Source organism: Streptomyces sp. NPDC017448, from assembly GCF_044330565.1.
In the GTDB taxonomy this organism is placed as follows: domain Bacteria; phylum Actinomycetota; class Actinomycetes; order Streptomycetales; family Streptomycetaceae; genus Streptomyces.
This window is the reverse complement of record NZ_JBIRLM010000004.1, coordinates 53,264-67,304: the sequence shown is the minus strand read 5'-3', so window position 1 is coordinate 67,304 and position 14,041 is coordinate 53,264. Positions and strand designations below refer to the sequence as shown.

7 protein-coding genes are annotated in these 14,041 nt (G+C 70.8%); all 7 read right to left on the bottom strand.

What is annotated here, in order from left to right:
- Positions 1–109: 109 nt before the first annotated feature.
- On the bottom strand, positions 110–5,419 hold the full coding sequence (gene pulA / locus ACH4K1_RS09290; protein ID WP_398088008.1) for a pullulanase-type alpha-1,6-glucosidase: 5,310 nt from the start codon (positions 5,417–5,419) through the stop codon (positions 110–112).
- A 137-nt stretch (positions 5,420–5,556) separates the two neighbouring features.
- Positions 5,557–7,275 (bottom strand): carbohydrate-binding module family 20 domain-containing protein, encoded by a 1,719-nt coding sequence (locus tag ACH4K1_RS09285; protein WP_398088006.1) that lies wholly within the window; start codon positions 7,273–7,275, stop codon positions 5,557–5,559.
- A 422-nt stretch (positions 7,276–7,697) separates the two neighbouring features.
- Positions 7,698–8,753: a LacI family DNA-binding transcriptional regulator gene (locus tag ACH4K1_RS09280; protein ID WP_398088004.1), complete on the bottom strand. Its 1,056-nt coding sequence runs from the start codon at positions 8,751–8,753 to the stop codon at positions 7,698–7,700.
- Positions 8,738–10,462 (bottom strand): glycoside hydrolase family 13 protein, encoded by a 1,725-nt coding sequence (locus tag ACH4K1_RS09275; protein WP_398088002.1) that lies wholly within the window; start codon positions 10,460–10,462, stop codon positions 8,738–8,740. The genes ACH4K1_RS09280 and ACH4K1_RS09275 overlap by 16 nt, the downstream gene beginning before the upstream one ends.
- A gap of 117 nt (positions 10,463–10,579) precedes the next feature.
- Positions 10,580–11,458: a sugar ABC transporter permease gene (locus ACH4K1_RS09270; protein ID WP_398088000.1), complete on the bottom strand. Its 879-nt coding sequence runs from the start codon at positions 11,456–11,458 to the stop codon at positions 10,580–10,582.
- Positions 11,455–12,474 (bottom strand): carbohydrate ABC transporter permease, encoded by a 1,020-nt coding sequence (locus ACH4K1_RS09265; protein WP_398087998.1) that lies wholly within the window; start codon positions 12,472–12,474, stop codon positions 11,455–11,457. The genes ACH4K1_RS09270 and ACH4K1_RS09265 overlap by 4 nt, the downstream gene beginning before the upstream one ends.
- 19 nt (positions 12,475–12,493) lie before the next feature.
- Positions 12,494–13,762, bottom strand: a complete 1,269-nt coding sequence (locus ACH4K1_RS09260) for an extracellular solute-binding protein (protein WP_398087996.1) — start codon at positions 13,760–13,762, stop codon at positions 12,494–12,496.
- Positions 13,763–14,041 lie beyond the last annotated feature (279 nt).

Here is a 14,041-nt window from a genome sequence, read left to right as displayed (position 1 = left end):
GGGCCGGCCCCGCCGCCCCGGGTGGGGCGGGCGGGACCGGCCCGGTGGGCCGGGGCGGCAGTCGCGGCTCCGTCGCCGACGTCTGCCGTCACCGTAGTGCGGTGGGACCTCAACGCAGGGTGAAGACGGCCGCCGTGCGTCCCGGAACGGTGAAAGTGGCTGATTTCCTGTCGTACCTGGCTCGTTTGACGGTAGAGTCCGCGCCCTCGGCCTGGACCGGGTGCAGCGCGTACGTCTTCCCCTTCGGCGCGGCCAGCCGCTGTTCGACCGGGTCCGGCGCCGCGTTGAGGACGACGACCAGGGTGCCGAGGCGCATCGTGATCACGCCGGGGGTCTCGTCCTCGCCGGAGAGCGGGAAGGAGAGCGCGGACTGGACCTGGTCCGCGGTGGTCAGGGAGAACTCCTTCTCGGTGGAGCGGATGGTGAGCAGGTCGCGGTAGGCGGCCGAGGCCCCGTCGATCTGGGCGCACTGCGGGGCGATGGTCCCGGTGGCGGCCAGGAGCGGTTTCGCGTACGGCCACTTGTCCCGGTTGTCGGCGGCGGGCGGGAGGCCCCGGCCGAAGCCGTTGCCGTCGCGGCAGTCCCAGTGCAGGGCGTTGAACCAGTCGCCGCTGTCGTAGGAGTTGCGGTCCAGGGACTTGGAGCGCAGCAGGTCGGTGCCCGCCTGGGAGAGCGAGGGCCCCTGGGAGAGGGCGGAGGCGGCCATCGCGACCACCTGGGCCCTGGCCCGCTCGGCGGCCGGGGTGCCGGCCGGGAGTTTGAAGGCGAGGGCGTCGAAGAGGGTCTCGTTGTCGTGGGCGTCGGAGTAGGCGAGGGCGTCGCCGGGCGCGGCCGCGTAACCGGCGGGCGCCCCGTTGTAGTCGACGCCGGAGCCCTTGACCGTGCGCCCGGAGCTGTCGGTGAAGGTGTAGTCCGCGAGGTTGCCGGTGAGGCCGACCTTGATCAGGTCCTGGTAGTGGAGCAGCCGGGCCTTCTGCTCGGCGCGGGTGCCGTTGGCGGGCGAGGCGTTGGGGTCGGTGTAGAGGCCGGAGGCGAAGCCCTGGACGCCGGGGTCCTCGTCGAAGGGGCCGCCGCCGCGCACGGCGTCGCGGGCCCGGTCGGAGAAGGTGGCGATGCCGGTGCCGGCCATGTTCTTCTGGGTGGCCTGGACGAAGCGGGCGTCGTCGGCGATCTCGCCGAAGTTCCAGCCCTCCCCGTACAGGATGATCTTCTTCCCGTCGACGCCGTCCTTCGCGGGGGTGAGGGAGTCGAGCGCCTTGCGGACGGCGAGGATGTTGTCCTTGGGGTGGTGGCCCATCAGGTCGAAGCGGAAGCCGTCGACCTTGTACTCCTTCGCCCAGGTGACGACGGAGTCCACGACGAGCTTGCCCATCATGGTGTTCTCGGGGGCGGTGTTGGCGCAGCAGGTGGAGGTGGCGACGGTGCCGTCCTCCAGGAGGCGCTGGTAGTAGCCGGGCACGATCCTGTCGAGGACCGACTTGTCGTCCTGTCCGGAGGCGACGGTGTGGTTGTAGACGACGTCCATGACGGTGCGCAGTCCGGCCCGGTTGAGGCCCTGGACCATCTGCCGGAACTCGACCGTGCGCGCGGTGCCGTCCGGGTCGGAGGCGTAGGAGCCCTCGGGGACGGTGTAGTGCAGCGGGTCGTAGCCCCAGTTGAAGCCGTCCTGGGCGGCGGCCCTGCCCACGCACTCCTGCTGCTTCTCGGAGTCGGGGGCGTGGGCGGCGAGGTCGCAGCCGGGCTTCGCCTGGTCCTTCTTCTTCTCCGGGACGGTCCCGATGTCGAAGACGGGCAGCAGGTGGACGTAGTTGGCGCCGGAGTCGGCGAGCTTCTGGAGGTGCCGCATGCCCTTCGAGCGGGTGTCGGTGAAGGCCCGGTACTCACCGGGGTGCTTCGCCGTGCGGTCCGTGATGGAGAAGTCGCGGACGTGCAGCTCCTGGATGCGGGCGTCCCGCAGCGGGGTGGCGGCGGGCTTCCTCAGGCCGGTCCAGCCGGGCGGTGCGAGCTTCGGGTCGGTGAGGTCGACGACGAGGCTGCGGGCGGAGTCGGCGGTCAGGGCGGTGGAGTAGGGGTCGGTGACCTTGTTGGTGACGACCTTCTGGACGGTGGGGGCCCACACGGTCACGGCGTACCGGTAGGGCTTGCCCTGCCAGCTCCTCTTTCCGGTGACCGACCAGACGCCGGTGCGGTCGTCGCGCCGCATCGGGACGGTGCGGCCGTCGAGTTCGAGGGCGACGGTCCGGGCGGTGGGAGCCCACACGGAGAGCGTCGGCGCCGACTTCCGGAAGACCGGGCCGAGCTCGGCGGAGGCCGCCTTCTCCCCGTACAGGTCGTCCAGGACGCCCGCGGTCTGGACGCCGGTGGCGGCGAGCAGGGCGCCGTTGGCGGCGCGCTGGGTGGCGACGATCTGGCCGCGCAGGGATTCCCGGACGCGGTCGCGGTCCCGGGCGTCCACGGTGAACGCCGGATAGTCCTTCAGATGCGGGTGGTTCGCCTTCTGCGCGTCGCTCAGCGCGGCCGGCGCGAGCCGCAGCCACTGTCCCTCGTCGGAGAGCGCCCCGTCGACGACGGAGATCCCGCCCTTCTCGGCGTACACGAGCTGCTGGCTGGTGGCGTCGGTGGTCTTCACCTTCCAGACCACGGTGTTCGCGTCGATCCACTGCGCCTCGGCCTTCGACAGGTCGGGGGCCGCGCCGCCGCCGGTCTGCGGGAGGAGGTAGCCGGGCCTGCCGCCGAGCATCCAGACCTCGTGGCCGTAGGTGGCGAGGTCGAGGGACTGGTCGCTGGGCAGGTCCTTCTCGTCGCCCTTGTGCAGGATGTAGCTGAGTGTGGCGGCCCCGTCCACGAGCGGCACCTCGAAGGTGACCCCGTAGGCGTCCTTCCTCACGGGCATGAGGGGCTTCGCCCAGTCGGTGGGCTCCTTCGCCCCGGCCCAGGTGTGCAGTCCCCAGCCGTCGTAGTCCCCGTCCGGGCGGTGGTAGTGGAGGACCGCCTTGGCGGTGTCCTGCGGCGGGGCCTCGGGGGCCTCGGCCCTCTGGCCGTCCTCGCCCTGCTCGATCCAGACCTGTCCGGTCGCGCCGAGGTCGATGGTCCGCCGCGGCCCGTCCGCCGTGCCGTTCTTCTCGACGGTGTACGCGACGGAGTCGGCGCCCTTCTCCAGGTCGATCCAGGCGAACGCGCCGTAGGCGTCCCGCCCGATGAAGTCGGCCGTCTTCCCACCGGACTTGAGCTGCCAGCCGGCGTAGTCGCCGTCCGGGCGCTGGTAGTGGACGACGGCCCGGTCGCGCTCGACGGCGACGGGCTTCGGGGTCGGCGGGGCCTGACCGGCGGTGGTGGAGGCGAGGGCGCCGGAGGTGCGGCCCGTCCGGTCGACGACGACGGCCTTGTAGCGCAGCGGGGTGCCCGCCTTCACCGTCCCGTCGAGGTACTGGGTGACCTTGTACGGGGCGTGGTCGGCCGAACCGAGCGTCTGCCACTTCCCGTTGCCGACCTGAGCGGCGAAGACGACCCGGTTGAGCTGCCCGCCGTCCACGTCGGCGGCGATCTCGACGGTGCCGGCCGCGCCGGCGGCCGGGGCCCTCAGCGAGATCACCGGCTCGGCGGCGGGGGCGCCCACGGCCCGGTCCGCCTTCAGCACGACGCTGGAGAGGGCGGGCACGGTGACGGTGACCTTCTTGTCCCTGCCGCTGCGCACCACCTCCGAACCGCCGTACACGGTACGGAAGTCCATGCCGGCCGACTCGGTGGCGAGCTGGACCTCCTTCGGGGCCGTGCCGTTGTTGGAGGCGACGAGGTATTCGTACGGGCGCCGGGTGTCGATGCGCGAGGCGGCGTACACCGGGCCTTCCGCGAACCGTTCGATCTGGGTGCCGTCGCGCAGCGCCGGGTGCTCCTGGGAGAGCTTCGCCAGCGCGGCGATGGAGCGGTAGAGCGGGTGCCCGGTGTCGTACGCGTCAGAGGCGTGGGTGCGGTCGGTGCCGAGCTGGTCGTCGTCGAGGTAGTCGGCGGTCTTCGAGGCGAAGAGGGTCTGGCGGGAGTCCTTGTCGCCGCCCGCACCGGTGAAGCCCTGCTCGTCGCCGTAGTAGACGACCGGGTTGCCGCGGCCGAGGAACATCAGCTCGTTGGCGAGGCGGGCCCGCTTCAGCAGCTCCGCGTCGTCGGCGTCCGGGTTGTCCTGCTTGAGGAAGGTCCCGATGCGGCCCATGTCGTGGTTGCCGAGGAAGGTGACCTGCTCGTAGGCGTTGGCCTTGTCGGTGGTGTAGCGGTAGTCGTTCCCGTACACCGAGGCGAGTTTGTCGGCGGACGCGCCCCGGGAGGCGAACTGCCGGGCGGCGTCCTGGAAGGGGAAGTCCAGGGTGGAGTCCAGCCGCCCCCGGGTGACGTAGGGCGAGGTGATCTCGGTGTCGGCGGAGTAGACCTCGCCGAACATGAAGAAGTCGTCCCGGCCGCGCTTGGCGGCGTAGTCGTCGAGCGCGGTGGCCCACTGGGTCCAGAAGTCGAGGTCGACGTGTTTGACGGTGTCGATGCGGAAGCCGTCGATGTCGAAGTCGCGGACCCACTTCTGGTAGATCCTCGCCATGCCCTTCACGACCTCGGGGCGCTCGGTCCACAGGTCGTCGAGCCCGGAGAAGTCGCCGTACTCGTTGGACTCCCCGGCCCACGTCGAGTCGCCCCGGTTGTGGTACATGGTGGGGTCGTTGAGCCAGGACGGCACCTTCGCGGCGGCGCCGGGGGCCTGGACGGGGGTGTACGGGAAGGAGTCCCGGTCCACCTTCTCCACGCCGTCGCGGTCGTCGAAGGGGCGGCCGTCCCGGTCGAGGTAGGGGTAGGCGCCCTTCGGCTTGTAGCCGTAGGCCTTCTCGGCGTAATCGACCGTGTCGGCGGTGTGGTTGGTGATGACGTCGAAGAAGACCTTCATGCCCTTGGCGTGGGCCTTGTCGATCAGCTTCTCCAGATCGGCGTTGGTGCCGAAGTGCGGGTCGACCTGGGTGAAGTCGGTGATCCAGTAACCGTGGTAGCCGGCCGAGGCGTCCTTGCCGGCGCCCTGGACGGGCCGGTTCTTGAAGATCGGCGCCATCCAGATGGCGGTGGTGCCGAGGCCCTTGATGTAGTCGAGCTTCCGGGTCAGGCCCTTGAGGTCGCCGCCCTGGTAGAACCCCTTGTCGGCGGGGTCGTAGCCGTGCTCCAGCCGCGAACCGGTCAGCCCGCCGCGGTCGTTGGAGGTGTCGCCGTTGGCGAAGCGGTCGGGCAGCACGAAGTAGAACTGTTCGCGCGTGAGGTCGTGCCGGGCCGCCTCGCGGGCGAGCTTCGCGTCCGAGGGCGGCCGGGGGGACGCGGCGGCGGTGGCCGCCGGGACGACGGGCAGCAGCGCCGCGCACAGGACGGCCACCGCCCCTCGTCTCAGGGTGGTTCGGGTCACGGAGGGTGCTCCTCGGGGCGTGGTGGGTCGGTCGAGGGGGTGGATCGGCCGGTGGGCCGTGGGGCAGGCCGCGTGGCGAGGGGCGGTGCGGAGGCGGGCCGGTGGCAGCGCCACCGGCCCGCTGGGAGGGGCAGGGGTCAGCCGCGCCAGACGTCGGCGGTCAGCGCGACCTTGCCGGAGGCGGGGACGGTGGCGGTGCGGTTGGCGCCGCTCTCCCAGGTGACGTTGCCGGCGGCGTCCTTGCGGACGTACTTGTAGGCGAACGTGGTGCCGGCGGGCAGGTTCACGTCCAGCTTCCAGACGGGGTACGCGGCCGGGTCGAGCTTGGGCGCGTTCGCCGGGTTCCAGTGGCCGAGGGCGGCCCGGTCGCCGGTGACGTGGATGTTCTGGCCGGGCTGGGTGGTGGCGTTGACGCCGAAGGAGGCGCCGGAGGGGCCGTCGCCGGGGCCCGTGCCGCCGCCCGGACACGTGCGAGCGCCTGCGTGCAGGGCGACCGCGGTGCCGGCCGGGACGGTGGCGGTGAACTGACCGGAGCCGTTGACGGGGACGCCCTTGCCGGACTGGACGTCGCAGTAGTCGCCGGGGGGCAGCGAGGTCTGGAAGGTGCGGGTGAGCGCGGTGCCCTCGTGGTTGATGGCGACGTACGCCTTGGTCCCCCGGCCGAAGGCGATCTGGTCGCCGCCGTTGTCCCACCAGTTGGTCACGCCCTGCCCGCGTGCGGCGTTGCGGAGGCCGACCATGGAGGAGATCTCGCGCCAGGCGTGCTGGCACTTCCACCCGTCGCTGTGACAAGCGTTCACCTGGCCGCCGTTGGGCGGGCCGGCGTCGTGGTCGGCGAACTCGTAGCCGGAGTGGACGTCCGGGGAGCCGTAGGGCCAGGCGAGCATGAAGACGTTGGCCAGGGTGTAGGCGGAGCCGTTCTTGTAGGTGAGGGTGTCGCCGTTGCGCTCGGTGTCGTGGTTGTCGACGAAGACGGCGGACTTCCCGGACTCCATGAAGCCCCAGCTCTCGCCGAAGTTCTTCAGGTGGGCCAGGTTCTCGTTGAGGAAGACCTGCTTGAGGCTCCGCCCGTAACGGAACTCCTGCACGTCCCCGGTGCCGAGGTACTCGGAGGGCGAGACGGCCTCGCCCGCGCCGTGGATCGCCTCCTGCTTCCAGTACGCGTTCGGGTCGGTCAGCCGGGACTTGATGTTCGCCAGGTCGGCGGCGGGCATGTGCTTGGCGGCGTCGATGCGGAAGCCGTCCACGCCGAGGGAGAGCAGGTCGTTGAGGTATCCGGCGATCTTCCCGCGTACGTAGTCCTCGCCGGTGTCCAGGTCGGCGAGGCCGACCAGTTCGCAGTTCTGGACGTTGCCGCGGTCGTTGTAGTTGTTGATCTGGCCCCGGCAGTCGTCCATGTCGGCGCCGGAGTAGAGGCCCGGGTAGCCGTACTTGGTGTACGCGGAACCGCCGGTGCCGGTGCCGTTGCCGGCCGCCATGTGGTTGACGACGGCGTCGGCGACGACCTTCACGCCCGCCGAGTGACACGTGTTCACCATGGCGGAGAAGGCGGCCCGGTCGCCGAGGCGGCCGGCGATCTTGTAGCTGACGGGCTGGTAGGAGGTCCACCACTGGCCGCCCTGGATGTGCTCCTGGGGCGGGGAGACCTGGACGTAGCCGTAGCCCGCCGGACCGAGGGTGTCCGTGCAGGCCTTGGCTATGGAGGCGAACTTCCACGCGAACATCACGGCGGTGACGTCCTTGTCGCCCGGAGCGGCGGCCTGCGCGGGGGACGCGGCGCCGAATCCGGTGGGGATGACGAGGGCGGCGGCGCCGGCCACGAGGGCCAGCGCGGCAGACAGGGGCCTGCGTGCCATGTCTTTCCTCCTGCGGGTGGGGGAAACGCGGGTGACGGTGCAGCCTCAGTCGGCAACGCGCCCTGCCCTCAAGGCTCCTGAAGGTTCTTGCTGCAAGAATGCAACCTTGCCGCGCAGCAGACCGTACGAGGCCGCCCGTCACCGGTCAACCCTTTGGACACCTCCCGCTCACATCCGCGAAACAGTGCGGTTTTCTCCCTGCAAAGTCTTTCGCAAGATATTGCGGACCTGTTACGTTGCATCCGACTCCGGTCCGGCTGGCCGGGGGTTCCGGCCCGTTCGCACGGGTCCCGGACCCCACGCGCCCGGCCGGCCGGGCCGGTCACGACAAGAGAGGCACCCGGAGTCGCTACAACTCCCCGCCGGCCCTCCCTGGGCCGACTCCTGGTGCCTCTCCTGTGCGTGTACCCCGCGGCGTCCGCCTAGCCGCGGACCGCCGCCGTCGAGCCCCGTACCACCAGCTCCGGCTGGAAGACGTACTCCGTGCGCTGCACCGGGCTCCCGCCGATCTCCTCCAGCAGGGCGCCCACCGCGGCCGCCGCCATCGCCTGCACCGGCTGGCGCACCGTGGTCAGCGGCGGATCGGTGAACGCGATGAGCTGCGAGTCGTCGAAGCCGACGACCGACACGTCCCGGGGCACGTCGAGCCCCCTCCCCCGGGCGGCGCGGACCACGCCGAGGGCCATCAGGTCGCTGCCGCAGACGATGCCCGTGCACCCCGCGTCCAGCAGGGCGCCCGCCGCCACCTGGCCCCCCTCGACGCTGAACAGCGTGGAGCAGACCAGGAGTTCGGCCTCGGAGCGGCTCATGCCGAGCACCGGGCCGGCGGCTTCCAGGAACCCGTCGCGCTTGCGGCGGGAGGGGACGTAGCGCTGCGGGCCGATGGCCAGGCCGATCCGGCGGTGGCCGAGGTCGGCGAGGTGCTGGAGGGCCATCCGCACGGCGGCGTTGTCGTCGGGCGAGACGAACGGGGCGCTGATGCGCTCGTTGTACCCGTTGATCAGGACGAACGGTACGCCGCGCTCGGTGAGCGCGGCGTACCGCGCCGGGTCGGCGGAGGTGTCGGCGTGCAGCCCGGAGAGGAAGACGATGCCGCCGACGCCCCGCTCCACGAGCTGCTCGACCAGTTCGTCCTCGGTCGCGCCGCCCGGGAGCTGGGTGCAGAGGACGGGGGTGTAGCCGTGGCCGGCCAGCACCTGTTCGACGGATTGCGCGAACGCCGGGAAGATCGGGTTGGTGAGTTCGGGCGTCACCAGCCCGATCAGTCCGGCGCTGCGCTGCCGCAGCCGTACCGGGCGTTCGTAGCCCAGGATGTCGAGCGCCGCGAGCACCCGCTGGCGCGTGGAGTCCGCGACGCCCTGCTTCCCGTTCAGGACCCGGCTGACCGTCGCCTCGCTGACCCCCGCCTGTCCGGCGATGTCGGAGAGGCGCGGCGCCGTGCCGGCCCTGGGTGCGGGCAGTGTCACACCGTCCACCACACCGTGGTGTCGGCGGGCAGCTCGGCCTCGGCGCCGTCCACGGTGACCGGGGAGCTGGCGAGCAGCACCCGGCCGCGGGCGGCGACGCGGACCGGGGCGCCGGTGGTGTTGACGGTGCAGACGAAGCCGGGGCGGGCGAAGGCGAGGACGCCTTCGGGGGCGTCCAGCCACTCGACGTCCGTGCCCGCGCCGAGGCCCGGGTGGTCGCGGCGGGCGGCGATGGCGGCCCGGTACAGCTCCAGGGTGGAGCCCTCCACGCCGGTCTGCGCCTCGACGGACAGCTCGCCCCAGCCGGCGGGCTGCGGGAGCCAGCTGCCGCCGTCGCCGAAGCCGTACGAGGTGCCCTCGCGGGTCCACGGGATCGGGACGCGGCAGCCGTCGCGGAAGCCGTCCTGGCCCTCGGCGCGGAAGAACGAGGGGTCCTGGCGGGCCTCGTCGGGCAGGTCGGTGACGTCGGGCAGGCCCAGTTCCTCGCCCTGGTAGACGTAGGCGGAGCCGGGCAGGGCGAGCATCAGCAGGGAGGCGGCGCGGGCGCGGCGCAGGCCCAGCTCGCGGTCGCCGGGGGTGCGGATCTGGGTGCCGAGGCCCGGCGGGTTGGCGAACCGGGTGGCGTGCCGGGTGACGTCGTGGTTGGAGAGCACCCAGGTGGTGGGGGCGCCGACCGGGCGCATGGCGTCGAGCGAGGAGTCGATGACCTTGCGCAGCTCGGCGGCGTCCCAGGCGGTGGAGAGGTACTGGAAGTTGAACGCCTGGTGCATCTCGTCGGGTCGCACGTAGTTGGCGGTCCGCTCGACGGTCGGGGTCCACGCCTCGGCGACGGCGATCCGCCCGCCCGCCGCCCGCCGCCCTTCCGGGGAAGGCCCTCCGGCCCCCATCGTGTCGGGGTACTCGTCGAGGATGGTGCGCCAGCTGCGGTAGATCTCGTGCACGCCGTCCTGGTCGAAGAAGGGCATGACGTCGTTGCCGAGCAGCTTGAGCTGGTCGTGGGAGCCGAGGTCGGGCAGCCCCTCGGCCTTGACGAGGCCGTGGGCGACGTCCACGCGGAAGCCGTCGACGCCCATGTCGAGCCAGAAGCGCAGGATGGAGCGGAACTCGTCGGCGACGGCCGGGTGCTCCCAGTTGAAGTCGGGCTGCTCGGGGGCGAAGAGGTGGAGGTACCAGTCGCCGGGGGTGCCGTCCGGGTTGACCGTACGGGTCCAGGCGGGGCCGCCGAAGATGGACTCCCAGTCGTTGGGCGGGAGTTCGCCGTCGGCGCCCTTGCCGGGGCGGAAGTGGTAGCGCTCGCGCAGGGCGGAGCCGGGGCCCTCGGCCAGGGCCCGCTTGAACCACTCGTGCTGGTCGGAGGAGTGGTTGGGGACCAGGTCGACGATGATGCGCAGCCCCAGCCCGTGGGCCTCGCGGATCAGCGCGTCGGCGTCCAGCAGGTTGCCGAACATCGGGTCGATGGCCCGGTAGTCGGAGACGTCGTACCCGGCGTCGGCCTGCGGGGAGGCGTAGAAGGGGCTGAGCCAGACCGCGTCGACGCCCAGGTCCTTCAGGTGGGGGAGGCGGGCGGTGACACCGGCGAGGTCGCCCATGCCGTCGCCGTTGCCGTCGGCGAAGCTCCGCGGATAGACCTGGTAGATCACCGCGTCCTGCCACCAGCCGGTGCGGTGGCCCGGGGCGTCGTCAAACGTGCCGGTGGAGGGGGCAGCGAGGTGCTGGGTCATGTCGTCCCTGAGGTGTCTGGGTGGGAAGCGGCGCCGGTGACCGGGTCGGGGGTGCCGGCGCCGCCGTGACGAATGCGGTGGTGGGTACGGGTGCCGGCGCGGGCGGCCGGGGCCCTCTCAGCCCTTGACGGCTCCGGCGGACATGCCGGTGACCAGGTGCTTCTGGGCGAAGAGGAAGACCAGGGCGGCCGGGATGGCGATGAGCACGGAGGCCGCGGTCATGGGGCCCCACTGGGCTCCGTACTGGTTGACGAACTTCTGGAGCCCGCCGGCCAGCGTGAGGTTCTCGTCGCCGACCAGGAAGGCGGAGGCGTAGGCCACTTCGCCCCAGGCGGTGATGAAGGAGTAGAACGCGGTGACCGCGAGGCCCGGCTTGGCCAGCGGCAGGATCAGCCGGAAGAAGGTGCCGAACGGGGTGAGGCCGTCGACCTCGCCCGACTCGTCGATCTCGCGCGGGATGGTGTCGAAGAAGCCCTTCATCATCCAGGCGCAGAACGGCACCGAGATGGTGAGGTAGGTGATGACGAGCCCGGCGGGCTGGTTGAGCAGCCCCAGGCTCGACATGATGTTGTAGATCGGCACGATGAGGACGGCGACCGGGAACATCTGGGTGATCAGCAGCGTCCACATCAGCCCGCGCTTGCCGGGGAAGCGGAACCGGCTCACCGCGTATCCGGTGGTGGCGGCGGTGAAGACGCCGATCACGGTGGAGAGCGCGGAGATGATCACGGAGTTGGCGAACCAGTTGAGGAACTCGGTGTCGCGGATCAGGTTCGTGTAGTTGACGAACGTGGTCTCGCGGAAGAAGTCCGTGGTGGTCGCGTACTTGGCGGGCTTGAGCGAGGTCAGCAGGACCCACAGTACCGGGAAGACCGCGATCACCGAGGCGATGATCAGGGTGAGGTGCAGGCCGACGGAGGCGAGCGGGGAGCGCTCGCCGCGCAGCCGGACCTTGCGCACGGCGTGCCGGGCGGGGGTGTCGGTCGCGGTGGTCACCAGTTGTCTCCCTGGGAGCGCAGGACTCGCCGGTAGACGACGGCGAAGAGCATCAGGAGCACGAGGATCAGCACGCCCCACGTAGAGGACTGCGCGTAGTCGCGCGGGCTGATCTCGAAGGAGAACTTGTACGCCTGGGTCACCAGGATCTGGGTGGCCTCGCCGGGCCCGCCGCGGGTCAGCAGGAAGATCACCGGGAACATGTTGAAGGTCCAGATGGTGGAGAGCAGGACCACCGTGGTGGAGACCGGGCGCAGGCCGGGCAGCGTGATGTGGCGGAAGCGCTGCCAGGCGGTCGCGCCGTCCATCTCGGCCGCCTCGTACTGCTCGGAGGGGATGGACTGGAGTCCGCCGAGGAGGGCGACCATCATGAACGGGATGCCGAGCCAGACGTTGACGGCGATGACGGCGAACTTGGCCCAGCCGGGGTCGTTCAGCCACGGCACGGCGTCGATGCCGGCGCCGCCGAGGATCTTGTTGAGCAGGCCGCGCTCCTCGTTGTAGAGGAAGCGCCAGGCGAAGACGGAGACGAAGCCGGGGATGGCCCAGGGCAGGATGAGGGCCATGCGGTAGGCGGAGCGTCCGGCGATGCGGCGGTTGAGGATGTTCGCCAGCGCCATGCCGAGGACGAACGTCACGCTCACGCAGGAGACCGTCCACACCAGTGTCCAGCCGAGCGTGCCGAGGAACTGCGAGCCGGTCAGGGCGTCGATGTAGTTGTCGGCGCCGACGAACTCGTAGGTGGCGGGGATCTCGTTGACCCCGATGGAGCGGGCGACGTTGCGCTCGTCGGCGTCGGTCATCGAGAGGTAGACGCCGCGGACCAGCGGATAGCCGATGATCACGCCGATCACGACGACGACCGGGGCGACCATGGCCCAGGCGTACCAGTGGACCGACAGGGCCCGCCTCAGGCGGCCGGGGGGCGGTGGTGGGGTGCCAGTACCGCGGCTCCGGCCGCGGGCGGTGTTCTCGCCCGCGGCCTTCACCACCGACTGGCTGGTGTGGACAGCCATCAGTCGGCCAACCTTCCTGTTACTTCCAGTCCTTCAGGAGCTTGCGGTAGGAGTCGCCGGTGGCCTTGGCGGCCTTCTCCGGCGTGGTCTGTCCGGTGAGGACCTTGGTGTACTCGACGCGCAGCGGCTCGAAGAGGCTGCCGCCCTCGGGGATCCAGGGGCGCTCGACGGCGGTCTCGACGACCGGCTTGAAGAAGCCGACGATCTCGCTGTCGACCGCTTCCTTCTTGGCGTACGCGGAGGTGCGGGTCGGCAGCAGGTTCAGCTCGCCGGCGGCGGTGGCCTGGCTGTCCACGGAGGTCATGTACTCGACGAAGGCGTACGAGGCGTCGAGGTTCTTGGAGCCCGCGTAGACGGCGAGGTTGTGGCCGCCCTGCGGGGCGCCCTGGGCGGCGGAGCCGGCCGGGACCGGGGCGACGCCCAGGTTGTCCTTGTCCGTGAACTCCTTGCCGGTCAGGGTGTCGGCGACGGCCCAGGGGCCGTTGATCATCATCGCGACGTCGCCGTTCTTGAACGACTGCATCATGTTCTCCCAGCCGTCCGAGGCATCCGTCTTCGCGGTGCCGTCGTCGACCAGCTCCTTGACCGCCTTGAACGCCTTGACGCCCTCGGGCTTGTCCACGGTGACGGTCTTGGAGGCGGCGTCGACCATGTCGCCGCCCTCGCCGTACAGGAAGGAGAGGAAGTAGTACGGGTCGTCGCCGCGCAGGTAGAGGCCGGTCTTGCCGGTCTTGTCCTTGATCTTCTTGGCGACGGTCTTGAGGTCGGCCAGGTCGGCGGGCGCGTCGACGCCGGCCTCCTTGAACATCTTCTTGTTGTAGAAGACGCCCATGGAGTCGATGACCTGCGGGACGGCGTAGGTCTTGCCGTCGTACTTCGTCGAGGCGACGGCCTGCTTGAGGAAGTCGTCCTGGTTCTTCAGGGCGGCGGTGCCGTCCAGCGGGGCCAGGTAGCCGAGGTTGGCGAAGTCCGGCGTCCAGGCGACCTCGGAGCGGATCACGTCGGGCGCGCCGTCGCCGGCCTGGGCGGCGTTCTTGAACTTGTTCTGCGCCTCGCCGAAGGGCACGTTGACGTACTTGACGTCGACCTTCGGGTGCTGCTTCTCGAAGCCCTCGGCCAGCTTCTTGAAGACCTTGTCCTCGCTGCCGACGCTGGAGGTGTCCCACCAGGTCACCGTGCCGGAGAGCTCGCCCGAGCCCTTGCTTCCGGACTCGTCGTCGCTGCCGCAGGCGGTCGCCGCGAGCGCCAGGGCCGCGACCAGGGCGGTGGCCGTTATGCCACGTCGCATCTGAACTCCTTCAACTGCCGTACCGCTCCGTCGCGGCGCCGGGTCGACGTGAACGTAACAAGGATGAAAGACGACCGAAAGACTTTGCGGAAGATTTCTGCAAGCACTGGCGATCGTTACATTGGCGTGTCCTCAAGGTTGCCGTCAACCCTCTTGACGACCTCCGCCGAACCCTGGCAAGGGCAGGCGGGAGGGGGTGCGACCGCCGTGCGACCGCCCGGCCGCAGAGCGCGCCCCCCCGCCGCAACTCCTTGCAAGACGTTGCCGAAAAGCCCTCCG

Excerpts from the sequence above, each read along its gene's own strand:
- ACH4K1_RS09285 (WP_398088006.1), bottom strand. The coding sequence starts at position 7,275 with ATGGCACGCAGGCCCCTGTCTGCCGCGCTGGCCCTCGTGGCCGGCGCC.
- ACH4K1_RS09275 (WP_398088002.1), bottom strand. The coding sequence starts at position 10,462 with ATGACCCAGCACCTCGCTGCCCCCTCCACCGGCACGTTTGACGACGCC.
- ACH4K1_RS09265 (WP_398087998.1), bottom strand. The coding sequence starts at position 12,474 with ATGGCTGTCCACACCAGCCAGTCGGTGGTGAAGGCCGCGGGCGAGAAC.
- ACH4K1_RS09260 (WP_398087996.1), bottom strand. The coding sequence starts at position 13,762 with ATGCGACGTGGCATAACGGCCACCGCCCTGGTCGCGGCCCTGGCGCTC.